The sequence below is a fragment of the Nocardia aegles genome (assembly GCF_052545135.1).
This window is the reverse complement of the sequence record NZ_JBQWRI010000001.1, coordinates 626,785-646,668: the sequence shown is the minus strand read 5'-3', so window position 1 is coordinate 646,668 and position 19,884 is coordinate 626,785. Positions and strand designations below refer to the sequence as shown.

The following is a 19,884-nucleotide window of genomic DNA, read 5'->3' as shown; positions in this document are numbered from 1 at the left end:
TGAAACCCGACAGATCGCTCCGCCGGAACACTACTCTGGCGTGACGCCGCACGAGACCGTCACGAAAGGGCGTACGTGGTAGCCACGAATACCCGTCAGACCGCCGAATCGGCCGATGCCGACTCCGCAGATGTAACCGCAGCACGGCCGGTCCGTAAGGCTGCCGCGAAGAAGGCTCCGGCGAAGAAGGCCGCCGCCAAGAAGGCGCCCGCCAAGAAGGCCGCGAAGGCGACCAAGGCTCCCGCGAAGAAGGCCACCACCAAGAAGGCGGGCCCCGACGGCGAGCCGAGCGCCGACGAGCCGCTCGAGGACGAGTCGCTCGATCTCGACGATCTCGGCGATCTGGAAGTCTCCGAGGAGGACCTCGCCGACGGCGACGATCTGGTCGACGTCGCCGAGGAAGCCGAAACCGAGGAAGCCGAGAGCGAGGAGGCCGACGAGCCGACGGCGGCCGACAAGGCCTCCGGCGACTTCGTGTGGGACGAAGAAGAATCCGAGGCACTGCGCCAGGCCCGCAAGGACGCCGAGCTCACCGCCTCGGCCGACTCGGTTCGCGCCTACCTCAAGCAGATCGGCAAGGTCGCGCTGCTCAACGCCGAGGAGGAGGTCGAACTCGCCAAGCGGATCGAGGCGGGCCTCTATGCCGCGGAGAAGGTGCGCGAGTTCGCCGAGCAGGGCGAGAAGCTGCCGGTCGCGATGCGCCGTGACTTCAACTGGATCGTCCGCGACGGTAACCGGGCCAAGAACCACCTGCTGGAGGCCAACCTGCGCCTGGTGGTCTCGCTGGCCAAGCGCTACACCGGACGCGGCATGGCGTTCCTGGACCTGATCCAGGAGGGGAACCTGGGTCTGATCCGCGCCGTGGAGAAGTTCGACTACACCAAGGGCTACAAGTTCTCCACGTACGCCACCTGGTGGATCCGGCAGGCCATCACCCGCGCCATGGCCGATCAGGCACGCACCATCCGCATCCCGGTGCACATGGTGGAGGTCATCAACAAGCTCGGCCGCATCCAGCGCGAGCTGCTCCAGGATCTCGGCCGCGAGCCGACGCCGGAGGAGCTGGCCAAGGAAATGGACATCACGCCGGAGAAGGTGCTGGAGATCCAGCAGTACGCGCGTGAGCCGATTTCGCTGGACCAGACGATCGGTGACGAGGGCGACAGCCAGCTCGGCGACTTCATCGAGGACTCCGAGGCCGTGGTCGCGGTGGACGCCGTGAGTTTCACGCTGCTGCAGGATCAGCTGCAGTCGGTGCTGGAGACGCTGTCGGAGCGCGAGGCGGGCGTGGTCCGGCTGCGCTTCGGCCTCACCGACGGCCAGCCGCGCACCCTGGACGAGATCGGCCAGGTCTACGGGGTCACCCGAGAGCGCATCCGCCAGATCGAGTCCAAGACCATGAGCAAGTTGCGCCACCCCAGCCGCTCGCAGGTCCTGCGCGACTACCTCGACTAGGTCGCATCACCTCGACGCCCGCATTCGTTGTCCGCTCGATTTTTCCAGCGGTCGGCGAATGCGGGCGTCGCGCTTCCGCACGTCCGAGCGGTACGCCACCGCGCGGGATCGCAAGGCCCTCCCGCGCTCGCGGTTGCCCCTGATCGCCAGCCGAAGAGACAAGACCTTCCGCTCACGACCGACTCGCTGAGCACTGACCGGCCGGGCCGGATCCGGCGTGCAATGCCGCACAACTCGGGCGCGGCAGTCGAAGCCGCGCCACAACGGGGGCAGTTCACCGGGCTCCCCTCCCACCCGGCAGACTTGCGGCGTGGTTGCCTCGACCTCGACTTCGAGTTGGCTGCGGTCACCGTGGACGCGGACCGTCGACCTGCGCGCCGAGTGGCGCGACGTGCAGGCCTGGCTGCGGCGTCCCGGGCTGTGGCGGCGGCTGCTGCCCGCGATCCGCGCGCACCTCGGGGCCGCACCCGCCAGCACCGCCTACGCGTTCACGCTCTTCGTCACCTGGTGGACGCTGCGTGGAGTCGGTGACTCGGTGGAGCGCAGATTGATCTTCTCGGCGTCGACCAACCTGTACAACATGCGGCACAACCCAGTTCAGGTGCTGGTCGCCTCGGCGTTCTGGACCGACGGTGGCTTTCCCTGGTCGACCATCGCCGGTTTCCTGGTCGTCATGGCATATGCCGAGCGCTGGCTGGGCACCGCGCGCTGGATCCTGCTGTTCGCGACCGGGCACATCGCGGCGACGCTGCTGACCGTCACCGGCATCTCACATGCCATCGACCGTGGCCTCATCCCGCTGCGCGTGGCCGTCGCCGCGGATGTCGGTACCAGTTACGGCTTTTCGGCCGTGCTGGCGGCGCTGGCATTCCGGTTCCGCGGCCGGGTGCGGCTGCTATGGGCCGGTGCGCTCCTCGCGACACTCGGTGCGGCGCTGTGGGTCGAGCCGACGTTCACCGACTACGGCCACCTCTGTGCCGCCGTGATCGGGCTGGCGGTCGGTGCGATCGCGAGCCTGTTCTGGCACCGGTGGGAACGGAGCGCCCGCAGCACCCGCGCCGCCCAGGACTGATCAGGAAACCTGCGGCTCGCGGCGCCCGCGGCGCTGCGACAGCCCCACCATCGGCTCGACCACACGCGCCGCGATCGGACCCAGCACCGCCATCAGTAGAACGTAGGTCGAGGCTAGTGCCGTGAGCTGACCGTCCATCGCGCCCGCGCTCACAGCCAGTCCCGCGATGACGATGGAGAATTCGCCCCGTGCGACCAGCACAGCGCCCGCCCGGGCGCGGCCCATCCGCCGGATGCCCTCGCGCGCGGCGGCCCACCACCCGGTCGCCACCTTCGTCACGGCCGTCACCGCCGCCAGCACGATCGCCCAGCCCAGCACCGGCGGGATCGCTCGCAGGTCGGTGTTCAACCCGAAGGCCACGAAGAAGATGGCCGCGAACAGGTCGCGCAACGGTTCGAGCATCTTCGCCGCCGCGTGCGCGGTCGAGCCGGAGATCGCGATGCCCAGCAGGAACGCCCCGACCGCCGCCGACACGCTCAGCGCCGAGGAGACGCCTGCCACCAGCAAGGCCGCGCCGAGCAGCGTGAGCAGGAACACCTCACGGTCGGCGCTGTCCACGATCGCCGAGACGTATCGCCCGTAGCGCAGCGCCACCATGAGCACCAGCGTGATGGTGATCAGTGCCACCGCCAGGGCACGCAACCCGCTGAGCCAGCTCAGCCCGGCCAGCACCGTGGTGAGGATCGGCAAGTAGACCGCCATCGCCAAATCCTCGAATACGAGGATGGACAGGATCACCGGTGTCTCCCGGTTGCCCAGGCGCCCGAGGTCGTCGAGGACTTTCGCCACGATGCCCGAGGACGAGATGTAGGTGACCCCCGCCATTGTGATCGCGCCGTCGACACCCCAGCCGAGCATCAGCGCGACCACCGCTCCCGGCGACGCGTTGACCACGATGTCCACCAGACCGGCCGCCCACGAACGGCGCAGGCCGGTCACCAGCTCCGCCGCCGTGTACTCCAGGCCCAGCAGCAGGAGCAGCAGCACTACACCGATCTCGCCGGCGATATGGCCGAAGTCGTGAGCGGCCCGCAGCTCGATGAGACCACCCTGGCCGAAAGCGACTCCGCCGAGCAGGTACAGCGGAATGGGCGACATACCGACCCGGCCCGCGACACGACCCAACATGCCGAGAACGAAAAGAACCGCTCCGAGCTCGATCAGGGCGAGCGCGGTGTCCGTCACGATTCAGCCGTGCGTCAATATCTTCGCGGCGGCATCCAAGCCCTCCGGAGTGCCGACGACCACGAGCAGATCGCCCGCGGTGAAGGTGAAATCGGGCCCGGGCGAGGGATGCAACTGCCCGGCCCGCATGACCGCCACGATGGAGGCCTTCGTGCGGGTGCGCATCTCGGTCTCGCCGAGGGGGCGGCCGTCGTAGGGGGAATCGTCCCCGATCGGGAGCTGGCGCGTGGTGATCCCGGGCAGGTCGCGGTGGTCGTCGTTGAGCTTGGCGACCAGCTGCGGCGCGCCGAGCAGATTGGCCAGGACCGCCGCCTCATCGGTGGTCAGCGGGATCTGCGCGGCACAGGCGTCGGGATCGTCGAGCTTGGAGACGATCAGGTCGATATCACCATCACGGTGGGCGACCACGCCGATTCGGCGACCGGAACGCACCTCGAAGTCCTTCCGGACACCGATGCCGGGTAGTGCGGTGACGTCGACGTTCACACCGTCCAGATTAGCCGGATCACCACTGCCGCGAACGGATCGGTCATCACTTCGGCCGATGGCGCGTCGCCGGCGCTGTGCTGTGATGGAGGCGTGTGGCGGTGGGCGGAGGTGCCGGAGCGAACGCGGGATGCGCTGGGCGCCGTCATCGCGTTCGCCGGCGGCGCCGGGCTGTACCTGGCAGGCCTGTCGACCATGACCGAGCGGGGCGAGCAGGTGTCATTGTGGGTGCGGTGCGGTGTCCTGGCCGGACTCTGCCTGGCGACCTTCTTCCGCCGCCGAATGCCGGTCGCGGCCATGCTGGCCGGGCTCTTCCCACTGGCCGTGGACATCCTGCTCGGCGCCACGGTGCCGGTGTGGATCGTCTACGCCGACTTGATCTACGCTGCCGTGCTGTACGCGGGCGGCCGGACGTCGCGGATCACGGCTCAGTGCTGGTCGGCGCTGTCCGTCGTTCTGGTGCTGGTGACCCTGGCCCCTGACCGGCGACCTGCGCGCGGTCGCGCTGGCCCTGGTGGCGGTGTTCAGCTTCGTCGCGACGCCGATCTGGTGGGCGAACTCGGTGCGTACGCACAAGGAGGTCGCGGACGCCGAGCGCACCCGCGCACAGGCGCTGACCTTGGTCGCCGAACTCGACCGGCGCGCGGCCATCGCCGACGAGCGCACCACGATGGCGCGCGACCTGCACGACGTGATCGCCGGGCACCTGTCGGCCATCGCACTGCTCTCGGAGGCGGCGCTCGGCGTGCCGGCCCGACCCGGAGCCGACTCGGCGGTGGCCGGGATCATGCGTTCCATCCGCGCCAACAGCGTCAGCGCACTGGAGGAGATGCGCACCATGATCGGATTGCTACGCAGCGACGACGACGTGGCGGAGGTGGCCGCGCCGCGCACACTCGCGCAGTTGCCGATCCTGGTGGACGCCGCACGCGCGGCGGGGATCTCGGTGCGGGTGCGCGAATCACCGGGCGACGTCGCGCTGCCCAGCGCGGTCGACCAAGCCGCCTATCGCATCCTCCAGGAGGCTTTGACCAACGCCATGAAACACGCCCCGGGACAGGAGGTATCCATCGACGTGCGCGTCGTGGACGAGCAGCTGACCATATCCGTCCGCAACCGGATGACACCCGCCCGGCCGCCGGAGCCCGTGGCCCGAGCCGGGCGCCGCGGTGTGGTGAATATGCGCGAGCGGGCCGCGGCCCTCGGCGGAAGTCTGCGCGCCGGAGCGGAGTCCGGCCACTGGGAAGTCCTGGCCACCCTCCCGCTCGGATGTGCGGGTGCCGCATGACGATTCGGGTGGTGATCGCCGACGACCACGCCGCGATCCGCGCGGGCCTGCGGATGATCCTGGCCGCCGAGGACGATATCGAGGTGGTCGGCGAGGCCGCCGACGGAGATGTCGCGGTGACGCAGGCGAAAGCGCTGCGGCCGCAGGTGGTGCTGATGGACGTGCGCATGCCGGGGGTCGACGGCATCACCGCGACCGAGCGGATCACCGCGGACGGCCTGGCGAAGGTGCTGATCCTGACCACATTCGACCTGAACGAGTACGTCTTTCGCACGCTACGCGCCGGGGCCTCGGGATTCGTGCTGAAATCCACCTCGGGCCGGGCACTGGTCGCGGCGGTGCGCGCGGTCGCGGCGGGGGACGGCGTGCTGGCGCCGGAGGTGACGCAAGCGGTGATCGCGGCGTTCGCCGCGTCGAATCCGGCTGTCGCGCAATCGGTTCCCGCCGGGCTCGGCGAACTCACCGAACGGGAACGCGAAGTGCTCGATTGCCTCGGGGACGGCCTGTCCAACGCGCAGATCGCGGGTCGGTTGTTCATCGGTGAGACCACCGTCAAGACGCACGTATCCCGTGTGCTGACGAAACTCGGTGTGCGGTCGCGGGTTCAGGCCGCCATCGTGGCACGTGAGATCCGCGACCGGTAGTCACGCCGGGAGCGGGGCGAACGTCCCGTCCGCCTCGGGCAGGTACTCCACGACTCCCGTGACCGCGCTCACCGGTAAGGGGCCGTACAGGTGCGGGAAGAGCATCGACTCCGGATCGGTCGGGACGCCCGGCTCCCAGGTGATCGGCGACCCGACGCGGCGGGGGTCGATCCGCAGCAACACCAGATCACGCCGCCCCGCGAACAACCGATTCGCCGGCAGGTGCACCTGTTGCGGCGACGAGAGATGGATGAACCCCGCCTGGGCGAGGGAGGGCGCTCGGTACTCCCCTGTTTGCCGAGCGGATAACCACTCGTCCAAAGTGCATAGGTGAACAAGCGTGTGAGTGTCGTAGGTCACGGGTAATCTCCCGGTAGACAACTGGATCGGTCGATCGAGAATGTGACGCAGTCCACATCGACGACAGGACCGGCGGCGTTCGCCCGTAGCGAAATCCCTGGTCGTGTTATCGAAAACACACTGCTTCATACGCGGGAACAAAGTCCCCCGTCCCGAACGTCTGACAGAGTAGTCATACCCCTGCTGGGAAGTAGCGGTAGCGAGCTCGTGGTGAGTGACCACGGGCCCCACACCAGGTGAACGGTCGTCGGGACCGGGAGCCAGGACGGAGGAGTCATGCCAGGAACCCTGACAAGCACCCCACTGACCGCGGTCGATCGTTGCGACCGCTGCGGGGCGGCGGCACGAGTGCGCGCCGTACTGCCCGCGGGTGGAGAGTTGCTCTTCTGCCAGCACCACGCGAACGAACACATGGATCGGCTGCGTGAGCTGGACGCCGTGATCGACACGGAGTCCGCTCCCACGCTCTGATCTGCTCCTCGCGTCCTGACACAACAGCATCGGACAACAGAACACCGTTTCCACCGGCAGCGGGCGACCCACAGGTCGCCCGCTGCCGGCGTGTCCGGCCGAGGTCAGTCCGCGTCCGCGCCGAGGATGCCGTCCAGCAACGTGGCCAAGCCGTATTCGACGGCGCCCTCAGGGTCCGCGGGCGCCTGTACAGCTCGCCCACCGCCGCCGCCGACGCGGGTGGCGAGCGGGAACCGGCTCGGCGGCATCACCTCGCCCAGCAGCGGGCCGTGCACTTCCCACGACCGCGCGTCGCCCATACGCGCGGTCTCCCGAGCCGCGGCCACCGCCTTGCGCGGGCTACCGGTGGCGAACTCCGAGAGCACGGCGATTGCCCAGTCAATCGCCACCGTCGGCAAGCCGAGCCCAGTACAGGCAGACCGGTGAACTGCTGGTACGGCATCTCGCCGAGCAGTTCGGGTGCGCGCGCCGTTCTTCCACGGCGGGCTCTCGCAGGCCGAACGCACCGAGATCGTCGCCCGGTTCCAGGCCGCGGACGGGCCATCGGTGAACTGCCGAACGACGTCGGAATTCCCGGGCCACGGATCTCACTGCGGCCGTCTGGCCCGGAAGCGGAAAAAACTCGCGCCGGTGTCGATTTCGACGTCGGTGAAGCCGATGCGACGCAGCCGGTCGGCGGCGGTTTCGGGTGGCACGGGCACACAGGTGTCGCCGAGGTGCATGAGCCGGAACATCCGGCTGTCGAGCCCGTCACTGCCCGCGAACACGCCGCCAGGACGCAGTACCCGCAGGGCCTCGGCGAACAGCGCGTCCTGCCGGCCGGGCGAGGGCACGTGATGCAGCATGGTGAAGCAGACCACCGAGTCGAATCCGCCCGGCGACAAAGGCAGGTCGGCGCCGTCACCGTCGATCACCGTCATCGCCAGGCCATGCCGGCTGCGCAGCCGGGCGGCCAGCGCCGGATCGATCTCGACGCTGGTGAGTGCCGAGGTTCGGGCCAGTAGCGCGGAAACGTTGGCGCCGTAGCCGGGCCCGATCTCCAAGGTGTCGGCGCCGAGGTCGAGGTCCGACAGCGCCCACGGCACGATGCGGGTCGCACTGGTCTTCTCCCACATCGACGAGCGGCACAGCAATCGGTGAAAAATGTTCATCGCCATGCCTATGACGCTAGGGACGAATCCCGCCCGGAACGACCGGCTACAGTGACAAATCGTGTCGCAGAACGGCCATGCCGTAGTCCATTCCGCCCCGACCGACGCGACCGCCATGGTGTTCGGGGCCGGAGTGCTGCCCGCCGGGTACTGGTTCGAACGGCACGAGCATCCGCAACACCAGATCGCCTGGGCCTCACGCGGCGTCCTCGCGGTCGAGGTGGGCGATAGCCGCTGGGTGTTGCCGCCGACCAGAGCACTGTGGATCCCCGCGGGCACCGCGCACCGCACCGGTACCTCCGACGGTGCGGCGATACGCGGCATCTTCCTGGAACCCGGCCGGTGCCCGGTCGAGATCGGCGAGCCCGCCATGTTGCGGGTGACCCGGCTCCTGCACGAACTGTTCGATCTACTCACCACGGCCGACACCACCCCGGTGCGGCGAGCGCGCGCCGAGGCGGTGGTGTTCGACCTGCTCGAGCCAGTCGCGGTCATCCCGATCGGCGCGCATCTGCCCACCGATCCCCGGGCGCGGCAGGTGGCCGACGCGCTCGCCGCCGATCCGGCCGACCCCCGCACACTCGCCGAATTCGCCGACCACGTCGCCGCCAGCCCGCGCACGCTGGCGCGGTTGTTCGTGTCGCAAACGGGTCTGTGCTTCGGCCAGTGGCGCACGCAGATCCGGGTGGCCGCTTCGCTGCCGCTACTCGCCGCGGGCATGCCGATCGCGCGGATCGCGGGCCGGGTCGGCTATGCGACGCCGAGCGCGTACGTCGCGGCGTTCCGGCGGGCGGTCGGGGTCCCGCCGGGGCGGTATTTCGCCGGTTGATCAGGCGTTGGTGCCGCTGTCCACGGTGAGGAACGCACCGGTCACACTGCGACCGGACGGCCCGGCCAGAAAGGCCACCGTCGCCGCGACATCGTCGGCGGCGCCGAAGCGCCCGAGCGCGGTCCCGTTGCGCTGCCGCGCCGCGTGCGCGCCATCGCTCGGATTCATGTCGGTGTCGGTGGAACCCGGCTGGACGAGGTTCACCGTGATCGCGCGCGGGCCCAGTTCGCGCGCCAGCGCCTTGGTGAAGCCGTTGAGGGCGGACTTGCTGAGGTTGTAGAGCGTCACCCCTTCGAACGGCGCGTGATCGGTCAGGTTGGTCCCGATGCTGATGATCCGTCCGCCATCGGGCATGTGCGCGATGGCGGCCTGCGCACCGACGAACGCGGCACGAGCGTGCACGTGGAGCGCGTTGTCGATCTCCGCGACGGTGAACTCCCCGAACAGCTTCGCCGGGAAGATTCCCGCGTTATTGACCAGGATGTCCAGCCCGCCGAGTTCGGACACCGCACGGTCCACCGCCGCGCGCACGGTGGTGGCATCGGCGCTGTCGGCCTGGAGCGCGACGGCTCGGCGCCCGAGCGCCTCCACCTCGCCGGCCACCGTCTTCGCCTGCCCCTCGGCGTGCTGGTAGGTCAGCGCCACGTCCGCGCCCGCCGCGGCGAGGCGGCGCACGATCGCGGCCCCTATCCCGCGACTGCCCCCGGTGACCAGCGCGACCTTGCCCGTCAGCTCCGACATCGGTACTCCTTCTATTTTTGTGTCGATCAGTACATAAATAGCCAAGCCCATTCGGCGGCGCGATGTCAAGAGGTATATTTAACGATCGACACAGAAAGGTCCGGCATGGCTGAACGTGGACGACCGCGCGCCTTCGATCGCGCCGAGGCATTGCGCCGCGCCATGGAGGTGTTCTGGGAGCACGGGTACGAGGGCGCGTCGATGAGCGATCTGACCGCCGCGATGGGGATCAACTCCCCCAGCCTTTACGCTGCGTTCGGCGGCAAGGAGGCGCTGTTCCGCGCGGCCGTGGACCTCTACGGGCACACCGACGGCGGCTACACCGCCCGCGCGCTGCGCGAGGAACCCACCGCGCGAGCGGCCATCGAGGCGATGCTGCGGGACAACGCGGTCGCTTACACCGAGGAGAACAAGCCGCACGGGTGCATGGTCGTGCTCGCGGGGTCCACCTACACCACCCGCAACACCGGCATTCGCGACTTCCTGATCGACAAGCGGCGCGCGACGACCGAGGACATCCGACGACGGCTCGAGCACGGCGTCGCCGAAGGCGATCTGCCACCCGGCACCGACAGCACGGCGCTCGCCGGTTTCTACACCACGGTTCTCTACGGCTTGTCCATCCAGGCACGCGACGGCGCATCGCTGGCGGATCTCACCGCGTCCATCGACTGCGCCATGTCAGCCTGGCCCACCCCGGACCGCTGACGCGGGCTACTTCCGGCGCAGCGCCGCGATGCGCTCACCGAGTTGTTCGGCGGTGGCCAGCGCGGTCGGCGGCCCGCCGCACTCGCGGCGCAGCTCGCCGTGGATCACTCCGTGCGGCTTCCCCGTGCGATGGTGGTGCATCGCCACCAGGCTGTTGAGTTCACGCCGCAATTCGCCGAGCCGATCGGCGGTGGCGACCCGCTCCGCAGCACCCGCCACCTGCGGACCGGGATCGGGGACAGGCGCGGACACGCTGCGATCCGCCACCTGTCTGGCCTGTCGCTCGCGCAGCAGCGCGCGCATCTGCTCGGCGTCGAGCAGACCCGGGATACCCAGATAGTCGGCTTCCTCGTCGCTTCCGGCGAAGGTCGCGGTACCGAAGGAGGATCCGTCGTAGATCACCTGGTCGAGCTCGGCGTCGGCGGCCAGCGCGACGAAGGACTTCTCCTGTTCGCCCGGCTCATCCTGCTGCTTGTTCGCATCGATCAGCAGGTCGTCGTCCAGGCCGTTCTTCTCCCGGTGCGGCTTGCCGATGACATGGTCGCGCTGCAACTCCAGTTGCGCGGCCAGATCCAGCAGCACCGGCACCGAGGGCAGGAACACGGTCGCCGTCTCGCCGGACTTGCGGGCACGCACGAAACGCCCGATCGCCTGCGCGAAGTACAACGGGGTGGAGGCACTGGTCGCGTACACCCCGACGGCGAGGCGCGGCACGTCGACGCCCTCGGACACCATGCGGACCGCGACCATCCAGGGCTGGGTGCTGTTGCCGAATTCCGCGATGCGGTCGGAGGAGGCCGGGTCGTCCGACAGCACGAGCGCCGGCTTCTCACCCGAAATATGTTCCAGCAGTTCGGCATAGTCGCGGGCACGGTCCTGGTCGGTGGCGATCACCAGGCCGCCCGCATCGGGCATGCCGGAGGCGCGCTTCTGGCGCAACCGGATGTCGGCGGCGCGCAGCACAGCGGAGATCCAGTCGCCGGCCGGATCGAGCGCGGTCCGCCAGGCACGGGCGGTCTGCTCGGCGTTCAGCGGCTCGCCGAGGCGGGCGGAATACTCCTCGCCCGCACTGTCGCGCCAGTGCGCTTCGCCCGAGTAGGCCAGGAAGACCACCGGCCGCACCACGCCGTCGGCGAGTGCCTCGGCGTAGCCGTAGGTGTGGTCGGCGCGGGACTTCGGGAAACCGGACTCGTCCGGTTCGTAGACGACGAACGGAATCTGGCTGTCGTCGCTGCGGAACGGGGTACCGGTCAGCGCGAGGCGGCGGGTGGCGTCGCCGAACGCCTCGGCGGTCGCCTCACCCCAGCTCTTGGCATCTCCCGCGTGGTGGATCTCGTCGAGGATGACCAGTGTCCGGCGATTCTCGGTGCGCACGCGATGGCGCGAGGGATGCGCGGCGACCTGCGCGTACGTGACCACGACACCGTGATAGTCACCCGAGGTGCCACCGGTGGAGTTGGAGAATCGCGAGTCCAGTGCGATGCCGCTACGCGCCGCGGACTGCGCCCACTGGTGCTTGAGATGTTCGGTGGGCGCCACCACGGTGATCTGGTCCACGGTGCGGTCGGCCAGCAGTTCGGCGGCCACGCGCAGCGCGAAGGTGGTCTTGCCCGCGCCCGGGGTGGCCACGGCGAGGAAGTCCCGGGGTTTGGTGGCCAGATACTTCGTCAGCGCACGTCGCTGCCAGGCCCGCAGGGAGCCGGCGACGGCAGGGCCGACCGCCTTCGGATCGCCCGGCGTCTCTGCCTCTCCCGCCACAGCGGCGCCACCCGACCCAGTCACGCAGAAGACCCTAGCGGCCCGGCACGGCGTGTCGCCAAACCGACGCGGCAGGCGCGACGGGCATCACACGGCCACCGGCCGGGACGCTGGGAGTTCATCCGATGCCCACCGACACGTCGCACACACACTCCGATGCCGATCGCCGAAGTGCGCGATGCTGTAGACACCATGACCGAGCAGCACGCCATCCCCGGCGATCAGCCGCGGACCGACGCACCGTCGACCCGCGCTGCCGCCGTGCGCCCGCCTACCTGGGCCGACCGCACGTTAGCGCGGACCGCGATGGTGAGCAGGCGGGCCGCGACGCTGGCCGTGCGGGTGGCGGAGAAGGCCTGGACCGATTCCATCTTCGCCAAGTCGGCCGCGGCGGCGTTCTGGCAGACGCTCTCGCTGGCGCCGCTGTTGCTCGGCCTGCTCGGCAGCCTCGGTTACGTGGGCGGATGGTTCGGCCCGGACACGGTGCAGATCGTCGAGTCCAAGATCATCACGTTCAGCCGGGAACTGTTCAGCGCGAACGTGGTGACCGACCTCATCGAGCCCACGGTGCAGGACGTCCTCGGACGCGGGCGCGGCGCGGTGGTGTCGGTGGGTTTCGTCCTGTCGCTGTGGGCGGGATCGTCGGCGATGGCCACCTTCGTCGACTCGATCGTGGAGGCCCACGGCCAGCAGGACGCACGGCACCCGGTGTGGCAGCGCATCTTCGCGCTGCTGCTGTACGTACTGTTCCTGGCAGCGTCGGTGTTCATCCTGCCGCTGGTGGCGCTCGGGCCGACGCTGATCGGGCGGGTGCTACCCACTGCTTGGCGGGCGACCGGACTGCAACTGCTGGATTTCTTCTACTACCCGGGCGTCGGCCTGCTGCTGATCGTCGGGCTCACCACCCTGTACAAGCTGGCCCTGCACACCTCGTTGCCCTGGCACCGGCTCTTCGGCGGGGCATTGGTGGCCGGCGTGTTCTTCATGGCGGCCAGCGAAGTGCTGCGCCGCTACCTGGCGTGGGTGAGCCGCACCGGCGTCACCTACGGCGCGCTGGCGACGCCGATCGCGTTTCTGCTGTTCACATTCTTCTTGGGCTTCGCGGTGATCCTGGGCGCGGAGTTCAACGCGGCGGTGCAGGAGTTCTGGCCCGCCCGCGCGACACGCATGGAACAGGTGAAGGAGTGGATCGCCAATCAGGTGCGCGGCGAGAGCGGAACCGACGCGGACACCGCAGATCGGGACGAGACCGCGGCGGGCCCGGACGACGCGGGCTCCGACGGCCCACGCGCCGTGCTCGACCTGCGCGCGGCGCGATCCTCGTCCAGCGAGTAGATCGTCGCCTCAGTCGCCCTTGCGTAGGCCGTCGTAGACCTTCTTGCACTCCGGGCACACCGGAGAGCCCGGCTTGGGCGAGCGGGTCACCGGGAAGACCTCTCCGCACAGCGCGACCACGTGGGTGCCCAGCACGGCGCTCTCGGCGATCTTGTCCTTCTTCACGTAGTGGAAGAACTTCGGGGTGTCGTCGCCCGTCGTCTCGTCGGTCGTCGTATCCGGGCGAACCATGGTGTCGGTGCTCACGCACTCCATGATGCCGCATCGCGCGCCGATCCCGCTGACCACGGTGCCACCTCAGTGACCACGATTCCGGATCGGAAGCCGACCTCGGTATCGCATCGGAGCCCACCGTCGAGGAATGGAAATTCGACCTCGGTCTGTGCGCGGGCGGACCAGAGTGGAAGACTCGAAGTATGCAGCAGAACGGCGATTCCCCATCCGCCGACGGCCGCGACCGCGAAGAGCACCCTGACGTGACGATGCCGACGCAGCCCCGCCGTTCCCCCGGATACTTCCCAGGCAGTGACGACAAGCACCCCGCGTTGATCACCGAGGCGGCGCCCTCGCTGGAGGACCAACACCGGGCCCGGGTGCGCAGGTACACCATCATCATGGCGTTCCGCATACCGTGCCTGGTCCTCGCCGCGATCGCCTACAGCGCGTTCGGCAACCCGCTGCTGTCCATCCTGATCATCGTCGCGTCGATTCCGCTCCCGTGGATCGCTGTGCTGATCGCCAACGATCGTCCGCCCCGCCGCAAAGACGAGCCCAGCCGGTGGGACCGTCCGCGCACTGCCATCGAGTCGCGTCCGCACAACGCCATCGACAACTGAGCCCGCCGGGAAGAGCGACTCACCGCCGGCAGGTCACGGCGCCGCTGCCGGGGCCCTGCGGATGACCGCCGACATCACGGCAGCGGCGCCGCACAGCGCGCCCGCCAGATACCAGGCGAGGTCGTAGCTGCCCTGGAGGTCACGAATGACACCCGCGCCGGTGGCCGCCACCGCCGAACCGATCTGATGCGAGGCGAACACCCAGCCGAACGCGACCGGACCGTCGGCGCCGAACAGCTCGCGGCACAATACGACTGTCGGCGGCACCGTGGCCACCCAGTCCAAGCCGTAGAAGACGATGAACACCCACAGGCTCGGCTGCGTGCCCGGCCCCAGCAGGGCGGGCAGGATCAGCAGCGACAGACCGCGCAGCGTGTAGTAGCCGAGCAACAGATGGCGCGGATCGATCCGGTCGGTCAGCCAGCCCGAGGCGATGGTGCCCGCCACGTCGAAGACGCCGACGACGGCCAGCAGGCTCGCCGCGGTGGTCGGCGGCATGCCGTGGTCGTGCGCGGCGCTGACGAAATGGGTACCGACCAGCCCGTTGGTAGACGCGCCGCACACCGCGAAACCGCCTGCGAGCAACCAGAATCCGGGACGGCGGGCGACCGCGCCCAGCACCGTGAGCGCCCGCGACGCCCCACCGGGGGCGGGTACGCGCAGGCCGGCCGTGCTGTCCGGCCCGGCGCCGTAGGCCCGCACGCCGAGGTCGCTCGGATAGTCCCGGATGAACAGCAGCACCAACGGCGCCACGGCCAGCGCCGCGCCCGCGACGATCAGCGAGGGCAGCCGCCAGCCATGGGCGTGCGCCAGCGCCGAAACCAGCGGCAGGAAGACCAGCTGTCCGGTCGCACCCGCCGCGGTGAGCACGCCGGTGACCAGACCGCGCTGCCGCACGAACCACCGGCCGGTGATCGTGGCGACGAACGGCATCGACATCGACCCGACGCCGACACCCACCAGCAGACCCCAGGTCAGCACCAGGTGCCACGGCCGGGACATGAACACTGTCAGCCCGCTGCCCGCAGCGACGAGCAGCAGCGCACAGCACACCACTCTGCGGATGCCGAAGCGATCCATCAGCGCGGCGGCGAACGGCGAGATCAATCCGTACAGCAGCAGATTCAGTGAGACAGCTGTTGCGATGGTGCCGTGCGACCAGCCGAACTCCTCGTGCAACGGGTCCAGCAGCACGCTGGGCACGGAGCGGAACCCGGCCGCGCCCAGCAGGGCGATGAAACCCGCGCCGGCGACCAGCCATGCCGGATGCCAGCGCCGGCGCGGCGCGACAGCCAGGGAAACAGGAGGCGTCTGCAGTTCGGTCACCCGATGAGCCTGCCCGAACCATGTCCACGCAACGAGTGGCTGAAATGCCACATACCATCAAATTCGCGCCAAACGCGGCGGCGCCGGTATTTTCTCGACAAGGTGGGCACGGGTACCTAGGGTCGCAGAAAGCCTCACGCACCACGATCACCGGCCACGGTTTGTTGCGGGCGACAAGACAGGAGTGCACATGATTCGGTGGATCTGGGTCTTCCTGGACCGCCCGGCACAGCGTTTCGACGACTGCGCGAAGTTCTGGTCCACGGTCACCGGCACCGAACTCTCCCCTCGGCGCGGCGCGAACGACGAGTTCCTCACCTTGTTGCCGGACCCGGCGTTGTTCGCCGCGGCGAGCGTCAAGATGCAAGCGGTGACCGGCCTCGGCGGCGTCCACCTGGACCTGGATGTCGACGACATCCCCTCCGGTGTGCGCACCGCGCTCGACCTCGGGGCGGAGCTGGTCGCCAACCACACCGATTACGCCGTACTGCGCTCCCCCGGCGGCCAGACGTTCTGCCTGACCCCCAGCGGCCGCGCGACGAGCACGCCCGCGCCCGCCGTACGAGCTCCGGACGGCACACTGTCGCGCCTGGACCAGGTGTGCCTCGATATCGGCCCCGACGACCACGAGATCGAGACCCGCTTCTGGAAGCTGCTGACCGGCTGGACCCATCACCCCGGCAGGCGGCCGGAGTTCGCCCGGCTGCGCTCCGAGGAACGGCAGTTGCCCGCGCAACTGCTGCTGCAGCGCCTCGGTGAGAACCGCACCACCAGCGCGCATGTCGATCTGGCCGCGAGTGATGTCGACGCCACCGCCGCCTGGCACGAGTCGCTCGGCGCGACCGTGCTGGAACGCCACGAACACTGGATCGTCCTGAGCGATCCCGGCGACGCGCTGTACTGCGTCACCGGACGCGATCCCAGCGGCGTCTGACCACGCGGCGGGTCCGGGGAGCATCGCGGTGCGGTGACAGAGGGCGCCTGATCGGCGTCCGATGGCCGCGGTGGCAGAGTACCGGTGTGTCTACGAACCGATCGACGACCACCGGATCACTGCTCACCGCGCTGTGCCCGGATCTGCGGACCGCGCTCACCCGGGTGGGCTACGACGCAGACACCCTGCTCGAGGTGCTCGGCGACGCGCACGCGGCGCTGGGGCGGTCAGAGCCGGTACCGGTACGCCGTGCGGCCCGCGCGGCCGGCGAGCTGGGCACCCTCATCCGCCTGTTGCTGCTCGGCGACGCGCTGCCCGAGCGGGAGGTGGCCGCGGCGCTGGCGCCCGTGGAGATGGATCGCGCGGTCGCGGCGGGCCTGCTGGACCGCGACGGCGACGAGGTGCGGGCGGCGCTCGACCTGCGGCCGCTGGACGCGGGCGCGGGCACGCGGTGGGTCCTGTCCGACCTCGACGACTCGATGCGCCGGCGGACGCTGACCGAGGATCACGTCCTCGGCGTCGGCCACGCCTCCCTCTCGTTGCTGCGCGCCACACCCACGGGGTCGGTCGGCACGGTCCTCGACCTCGGCACCGGATGCGGTGTGCAGGCGGTGCACGCCACCTCCTACGCGCGCCGCGTGACCGCCACCGATGTCAATCCCCGCGCGTTGTGGCTGGCCGAGGCCACCGCGGCGCTCAACGAGCTGGACATCGAACTGCTGGAGGGTTCCTGGTTCGAACCGGTGCGCGGACGGCGCTTCGACCAGGTGGTGGCCAATCCGCCGTTCGTGGTGGGTCCGGGACGTGTCGAGCACACATATCGCGATTCCGGGCTCGCACTCGACGGTGCCAGCGAACTGGTCATCTCACAGGCCGCCGATCTGCTCGCCCCGGGCGGCACCGCCGCGATGCTCGCCGCATGGGTCCACGTAGACGACGAGGACTGGCGCGGGCGTGTCTCGTCCTGGTTGCCCGCGCACGGTGTGGACGCCTGGGTGGTGCAACGTGACGTCGCCGACCCGGCACTCTATGTGGGCACCTGGTTGCGTGACGCGGGCGCGGACCCACGCGATCCCGCCGCGCAGGCGCGCGCGGAGCGCTGGCTGGACGCCTTCGAGGCCGCGGACGTGGCCGGGATCGGGTTCGGGTTCGTCTACCTGCGCGCCATCGACGGGCCGACCGAACTGCTCGCCGAGGACCTCACCCACGGCTTCGACGATCCGCTCGGCGCGGAGGCCATCCGGCACTTCGAGCGCTCGGCCTGGTTGCGAGCGGTCGCCGGTGACGAAAAGCTCGCGTGGTCTTCACGTTTCGTCGTGGACCCGGCGACCGCGCTGGAGCGGGTGTACCTGCACGGCGCCGACGGATGGGTGCCCGAAGTGGCGCGATTACATCGCGGCGACGGCCCTCGCTGGCAGCACGAAGTGGATGAGGTGACGATCTCGCTGCTGGCGGGAATGCAGGCCGACGGCTTGCCGTTGTACGAGCTGATCGAACTGCTGGCGCTCGCCCATGGATCCGCGGAGGTGGGCGCCGAGTTCGCCGCCGACGCGTTGTCCGTGGTCACCGACCTGGTACGGCACGGATTGATCAAACCCGTGTGAAGCAACCGCAGCCGCGCGCCGGCCGGTGCAGGTCCTGGCCGGGAGATTGTCCCCGCGCTGCGGCGCTTCTCAGGAACTTCTCAGACGAGAAGGGCGAAAACCGCTGCTCAGAGCAGTTTATGCCAGCCGTAACGGGGAACTTTCTCCCTGTCGGGTCCGTTTATCGGAGTGAGACACCACCGACAGGAGGCAAGTCATGACAAGCCCCGCCACCACTCGTGTGCGCACCAGCGATTCGGACCTCGACGCTCAGAGCCCCGCCGCCGACCTGGTACGTGTGTACCTGAACGGGATCGGCCGTACCGCGCTGCTCACCGCTGCCGACGAGGTCGAGCTGGCCAAGCGCATCGAGGCGGGCCTCTACGCGCAGTACCTGCTGGAAACCGGCAAGCGACTGTCGGCATCCCGCAAGCGTGATCTCGCGATGATTGTGCGCGACGGTCAGGCCGCCCGGTCTCATCTGCTCGAAGCCAACCTGCGCCTTGTTGTCTCGCTCGCCAAGCGGTACACCGGCCGCGGCATGCCGCTGCTCGACCTGATCCAGGAGGGCAACCTCGGGTTGATCCGCGCCATGGAGAAGTTCGACTACGCCAAGGGCTTCAAATTCTCCACCTACGCCACCTGGTGGATCCGGCAGGCCATCACCCGGGGCATGGCCGACCAGAGCCGCACCATCCGCCTGCCCGTCCACCTTGTCGAGCAGGTGAACAAGCTGGCCAGGATCAAGCGCGAACTGCACCAGCAACTGGGCCGCGAGGCCACCGACGAGGAACTGGCCACCGAATCCGGCATCCCGGTCGACAAGATCTCCGATCTGCTCGACCACAGCCGCGACCCGGTGAGCCTGGACATGCCGGTCGGCAACGACGAAGAGGCCCCGCTGGGCGATTTCATCGAAGACTCCGAGGCCACCTCGGCCGAGTCCGCGGTCATCGCGGGTCTGCTGCACCACGATGTGCGCAGTGTGCTCGCCACGCTGGACGAGCGCGAACAGCAGGTCATCCGGCTGCGGTTCGGCCTGGACGACGGCCAGCCGCGCACGTTGGACCAGATCGGCAAGCTCTTCGGACTCTCCCGCGAGCGGGTGCGTCAGATCGAGCGTGAAGTCATGGCGAAGCTGCGCAAGGGTGAGCGGGCCGACCGGCTCCGCGCCTACGCCAGCTGATCGTCCGGCGCCGGTCGCTCGAGGCAGCGCCGGCGTTTCGACGTGGTGACCCTTCCGCCGGGGTCACCTTCCCGCGCCGACCGGTATGCGCGCGTGCCCGTTCCCCTCCGGGTCGCGCGCGCCGGTCGGCGGTGTCGTATCCCCCCTCATCGGACGCCTTCCGGGCAGCTCAGCCCTGATCTACCGCGATGTCGTATTTGACCGTGTCGCCCTCGACGGAGGTCACCGTCAGCATCACACCGAGCGTGTCCCCGCCCACGGTGAGCGTGCAACGCATGGTGGTTCCTTCCTTGCCGGTGAGATCGCCGGGGCAATCGATCGCGTCGGGTTCCTGTCCGACCTTCTCGGTGAGCGAGTCTTTGACCGACTTCTCCAAGTCGGCCTCTTTGACCTTCGGAGTGCCGATGCTGACGGAACACGCGGTGAGCACCGCCGCGAGCAGCGACAACAGGGCAATACTGCGGATCTTCATGGCGAGCAGAGCTTTCTTCGGACGAATGTGACATCGTCCAGATCGCGGTAGGAGCGATCGTCCG

The 19,884-nt window shown here is 69.2% G+C and carries 22 protein-coding genes; 12 read left to right on the top strand and 10 right to left on the bottom strand.

Features of this window, described 5'->3' with window-relative positions:
- Nucleotides 1–75 precede the first annotated feature (75 nt).
- Nucleotides 76–1,455, top strand: coding sequence for an RNA polymerase sigma factor (locus ACT89H_RS03155; protein ID WP_445106927.1), 1,380 nt, complete (start codon nucleotides 76–78; stop codon nucleotides 1,453–1,455).
- Nucleotides 1,456–1,765: 310 nt separating this feature from the next.
- Entirely contained in the window at nucleotides 1,766–2,527 is a 762-nt protein-coding gene (locus ACT89H_RS03150) for a rhomboid-like protein (protein WP_445106926.1), read from the top strand.
- Here ACT89H_RS03150 and ACT89H_RS03145 read toward each other — a convergent pair whose 3' ends face one another.
- Together ACT89H_RS03145 and ACT89H_RS03140 are read right to left on the bottom strand one after the other, a co-directional pair.
- The gene (locus tag ACT89H_RS03145; RefSeq protein WP_445106925.1) at nucleotides 2,528–3,712 is read right to left on the bottom strand and encodes a cation:proton antiporter; all 1,185 of its coding nucleotides are present in this window, start codon (nucleotides 3,710–3,712) and stop codon (nucleotides 2,528–2,530) included. It abuts the gene before it with no gap.
- 3 nt (nucleotides 3,713–3,715) lie between these two features.
- Nucleotides 3,716–4,198: a cation:proton antiporter regulatory subunit gene (locus ACT89H_RS03140; RefSeq protein ID WP_445106924.1), complete on the bottom strand. Its 483-nt coding sequence runs from the start codon at nucleotides 4,196–4,198 to the stop codon at nucleotides 3,716–3,718.
- Between the two features lie 514 nt (nucleotides 4,199–4,712).
- On the opposite strand from ACT89H_RS03140, the gene ACT89H_RS03135 reads away from it, so the two are divergent.
- Both ACT89H_RS03135 and ACT89H_RS03130 read left to right on the top strand, forming a co-directional pair.
- On the top strand, nucleotides 4,713–5,486 hold the full coding sequence (locus tag ACT89H_RS03135; RefSeq protein ID WP_445106923.1) for a sensor histidine kinase: 774 nt from the start codon (nucleotides 4,713–4,715) through the stop codon (nucleotides 5,484–5,486).
- Complete coding sequence (locus ACT89H_RS03130; RefSeq protein ID WP_445106922.1) at nucleotides 5,483–6,130, top strand: response regulator; 648 nt, start codon at nucleotides 5,483–5,485, stop codon at nucleotides 6,128–6,130. The genes ACT89H_RS03135 and ACT89H_RS03130 overlap by 4 nt, the downstream gene beginning before the upstream one ends.
- Here ACT89H_RS03130 and ACT89H_RS03125 read toward each other — a convergent pair whose 3' ends face one another.
- On the bottom strand, nucleotides 6,131–6,490 hold the full coding sequence (locus ACT89H_RS03125) for a DUF952 domain-containing protein (RefSeq protein ID WP_445106921.1): 360 nt from the start codon (nucleotides 6,488–6,490) through the stop codon (nucleotides 6,131–6,133). It abuts the gene before it with no gap.
- A 276-nt stretch (nucleotides 6,491–6,766) separates the two neighbouring features.
- On the opposite strand from ACT89H_RS03125, the gene ACT89H_RS03120 reads away from it, so the two are divergent.
- A complete protein-coding gene (locus ACT89H_RS03120; RefSeq protein ID WP_159838275.1) occupies nucleotides 6,767–6,961 on the top strand; it encodes a DUF7455 domain-containing protein in 195 nt (64 codons plus the stop codon).
- Nucleotides 6,962–7,065: 104 nt separating this feature from the next.
- On the opposite strand, the gene ACT89H_RS03115 is transcribed toward ACT89H_RS03120, so the two are convergent.
- Entirely contained in the window at nucleotides 7,066–7,350 is a 285-nt protein-coding gene (locus ACT89H_RS03115) for a hypothetical protein (RefSeq protein WP_445106920.1), read from the bottom strand.
- Between the two features lie 198 nt (nucleotides 7,351–7,548).
- On the bottom strand, nucleotides 7,549–8,118 hold the full coding sequence (locus ACT89H_RS03110) for a class I SAM-dependent methyltransferase (RefSeq protein ID WP_445106919.1): 570 nt from the start codon (nucleotides 8,116–8,118) through the stop codon (nucleotides 7,549–7,551).
- 55 nt (nucleotides 8,119–8,173) lie between these two features.
- Here ACT89H_RS03110 and ACT89H_RS03105 point away from each other — a divergent pair, with 55 nt between their 5' ends.
- Nucleotides 8,174–8,941 (top strand): AraC family transcriptional regulator, encoded by a 768-nt coding sequence (locus tag ACT89H_RS03105; RefSeq protein ID WP_445106918.1) that lies wholly within the window; start codon nucleotides 8,174–8,176, stop codon nucleotides 8,939–8,941.
- Here ACT89H_RS03105 and ACT89H_RS03100 read toward each other — a convergent pair whose 3' ends face one another.
- On the bottom strand, nucleotides 8,942–9,682 hold the full coding sequence (locus tag ACT89H_RS03100) for an SDR family NAD(P)-dependent oxidoreductase (protein WP_445106917.1): 741 nt from the start codon (nucleotides 9,680–9,682) through the stop codon (nucleotides 8,942–8,944).
- 105 nt (nucleotides 9,683–9,787) lie between these two features.
- On the opposite strand from ACT89H_RS03100, the gene ACT89H_RS03095 reads away from it, so the two are divergent.
- Nucleotides 9,788–10,390: a TetR/AcrR family transcriptional regulator gene (locus tag ACT89H_RS03095; RefSeq protein ID WP_445106916.1), complete on the top strand. Its 603-nt coding sequence runs from the start codon at nucleotides 9,788–9,790 to the stop codon at nucleotides 10,388–10,390.
- 6 nt (nucleotides 10,391–10,396) lie between these two features.
- On the opposite strand, the gene ACT89H_RS03090 is transcribed toward ACT89H_RS03095, so the two are convergent.
- Entirely contained in the window at nucleotides 10,397–12,148 is a 1,752-nt protein-coding gene (locus ACT89H_RS03090; RefSeq protein ID WP_445107347.1) for a DEAD/DEAH box helicase, read from the bottom strand.
- A 306-nt stretch (nucleotides 12,149–12,454) separates the two neighbouring features.
- Here ACT89H_RS03090 and ACT89H_RS03085 point away from each other — a divergent pair, with 306 nt between their 5' ends.
- Nucleotides 12,455–13,483: a YihY/virulence factor BrkB family protein gene (locus tag ACT89H_RS03085; protein WP_445107346.1), complete on the top strand. Its 1,029-nt coding sequence runs from the start codon at nucleotides 12,455–12,457 to the stop codon at nucleotides 13,481–13,483.
- Between the two features lie 9 nt (nucleotides 13,484–13,492).
- On the opposite strand, the gene ACT89H_RS03080 is transcribed toward ACT89H_RS03085, so the two are convergent.
- Nucleotides 13,493–13,729, bottom strand: coding sequence for a DUF3039 domain-containing protein (locus ACT89H_RS03080; protein WP_039799212.1), 237 nt, complete (start codon nucleotides 13,727–13,729; stop codon nucleotides 13,493–13,495).
- Nucleotides 13,730–13,965: 236 nt separating this feature from the next.
- On the opposite strand from ACT89H_RS03080, the gene ACT89H_RS03075 reads away from it, so the two are divergent.
- Complete coding sequence (locus ACT89H_RS03075; RefSeq protein ID WP_445107345.1) at nucleotides 13,966–14,319, top strand: DUF3099 domain-containing protein; 354 nt, start codon at nucleotides 13,966–13,968, stop codon at nucleotides 14,317–14,319.
- Nucleotides 14,320–14,352: 33 nt separating this feature from the next.
- On the opposite strand, the gene ACT89H_RS03070 is transcribed toward ACT89H_RS03075, so the two are convergent.
- Nucleotides 14,353–15,645 carry an MFS transporter gene (locus ACT89H_RS03070; RefSeq protein WP_445106915.1) on the bottom strand — a complete coding sequence of 431 codons (1,293 nt, stop codon included), beginning with the start codon at nucleotides 15,643–15,645 and terminating at the stop codon, nucleotides 14,353–14,355.
- A gap of 190 nt (nucleotides 15,646–15,835) precedes the next feature.
- Here ACT89H_RS03070 and ACT89H_RS03065 point away from each other — a divergent pair, with 190 nt between their 5' ends.
- The 3 genes from ACT89H_RS03065 to ACT89H_RS03055 all read left to right on the top strand — a co-directional run bounded on the left by ACT89H_RS03065 (nucleotide 15,836) and on the right by ACT89H_RS03055 (nucleotide 19,348).
- Nucleotides 15,836–16,579 (top strand): VOC family protein, encoded by a 744-nt coding sequence (locus ACT89H_RS03065; RefSeq protein ID WP_445106914.1) that lies wholly within the window; start codon nucleotides 15,836–15,838, stop codon nucleotides 16,577–16,579.
- Nucleotides 16,580–16,665: 86 nt separating this feature from the next.
- The gene (locus ACT89H_RS03060; RefSeq protein ID WP_445106913.1) at nucleotides 16,666–18,183 is read left to right on the top strand and encodes a DUF7782 domain-containing protein; all 1,518 of its coding nucleotides are present in this window, start codon (nucleotides 16,666–16,668) and stop codon (nucleotides 18,181–18,183) included.
- A gap of 196 nt (nucleotides 18,184–18,379) precedes the next feature.
- The gene (locus ACT89H_RS03055) at nucleotides 18,380–19,348 is read left to right on the top strand and encodes a sigma-70 family RNA polymerase sigma factor (protein WP_039799182.1); all 969 of its coding nucleotides are present in this window, start codon (nucleotides 18,380–18,382) and stop codon (nucleotides 19,346–19,348) included.
- 169 nt (nucleotides 19,349–19,517) lie between these two features.
- Here the strand turns inward: ACT89H_RS03055 and ACT89H_RS03050 are convergent, their stop codons facing one another.
- On the bottom strand, nucleotides 19,518–19,820 hold the full coding sequence (locus ACT89H_RS03050; protein ID WP_445106912.1) for a DUF4333 domain-containing protein: 303 nt from the start codon (nucleotides 19,818–19,820) through the stop codon (nucleotides 19,518–19,520).
- Nucleotides 19,821–19,884 lie beyond the last annotated feature (64 nt).

Bases quoted from the DNA above. Each gene is read 5' to 3' on its own strand.
- ACT89H_RS03100 (WP_445106917.1), bottom strand. From the start codon at position 9,682: ATGTCGGAGCTGACGGGCAAGGTCGCGCTGGTCACCGGGGGCAGTCGC.
- ACT89H_RS03085 (WP_445107346.1), top strand. From the start codon at position 12,455: ATGGTGAGCAGGCGGGCCGCGACGCTGGCCGTGCGGGTGGCGGAGAAG.
- ACT89H_RS03120 (WP_159838275.1), top strand. From the start codon at position 6,767: ATGCCAGGAACCCTGACAAGCACCCCACTGACCGCGGTCGATCGTTGC.
- ACT89H_RS03130 (WP_445106922.1), top strand. From the start codon at position 5,483: ATGACGATTCGGGTGGTGATCGCCGACGACCACGCCGCGATCCGCGCG.
- ACT89H_RS03095 (WP_445106916.1), top strand. From the start codon at position 9,788: ATGGCTGAACGTGGACGACCGCGCGCCTTCGATCGCGCCGAGGCATTG.
- ACT89H_RS03050 (WP_445106912.1), bottom strand. From the start codon at position 19,820: ATGAAGATCCGCAGTATTGCCCTGTTGTCGCTGCTCGCGGCGGTGCTC.
- ACT89H_RS03065 (WP_445106914.1), top strand. From the start codon at position 15,836: ATGATTCGGTGGATCTGGGTCTTCCTGGACCGCCCGGCACAGCGTTTC.
- ACT89H_RS03075 (WP_445107345.1), top strand. From the start codon at position 13,966: ATGCCGACGCAGCCCCGCCGTTCCCCCGGATACTTCCCAGGCAGTGAC.
- ACT89H_RS03110 (WP_445106919.1), bottom strand. From the start codon at position 8,118: ATGGCGATGAACATTTTTCACCGATTGCTGTGCCGCTCGTCGATGTGG.
- ACT89H_RS03055 (WP_039799182.1), top strand. From the start codon at position 18,380: ATGACAAGCCCCGCCACCACTCGTGTGCGCACCAGCGATTCGGACCTC.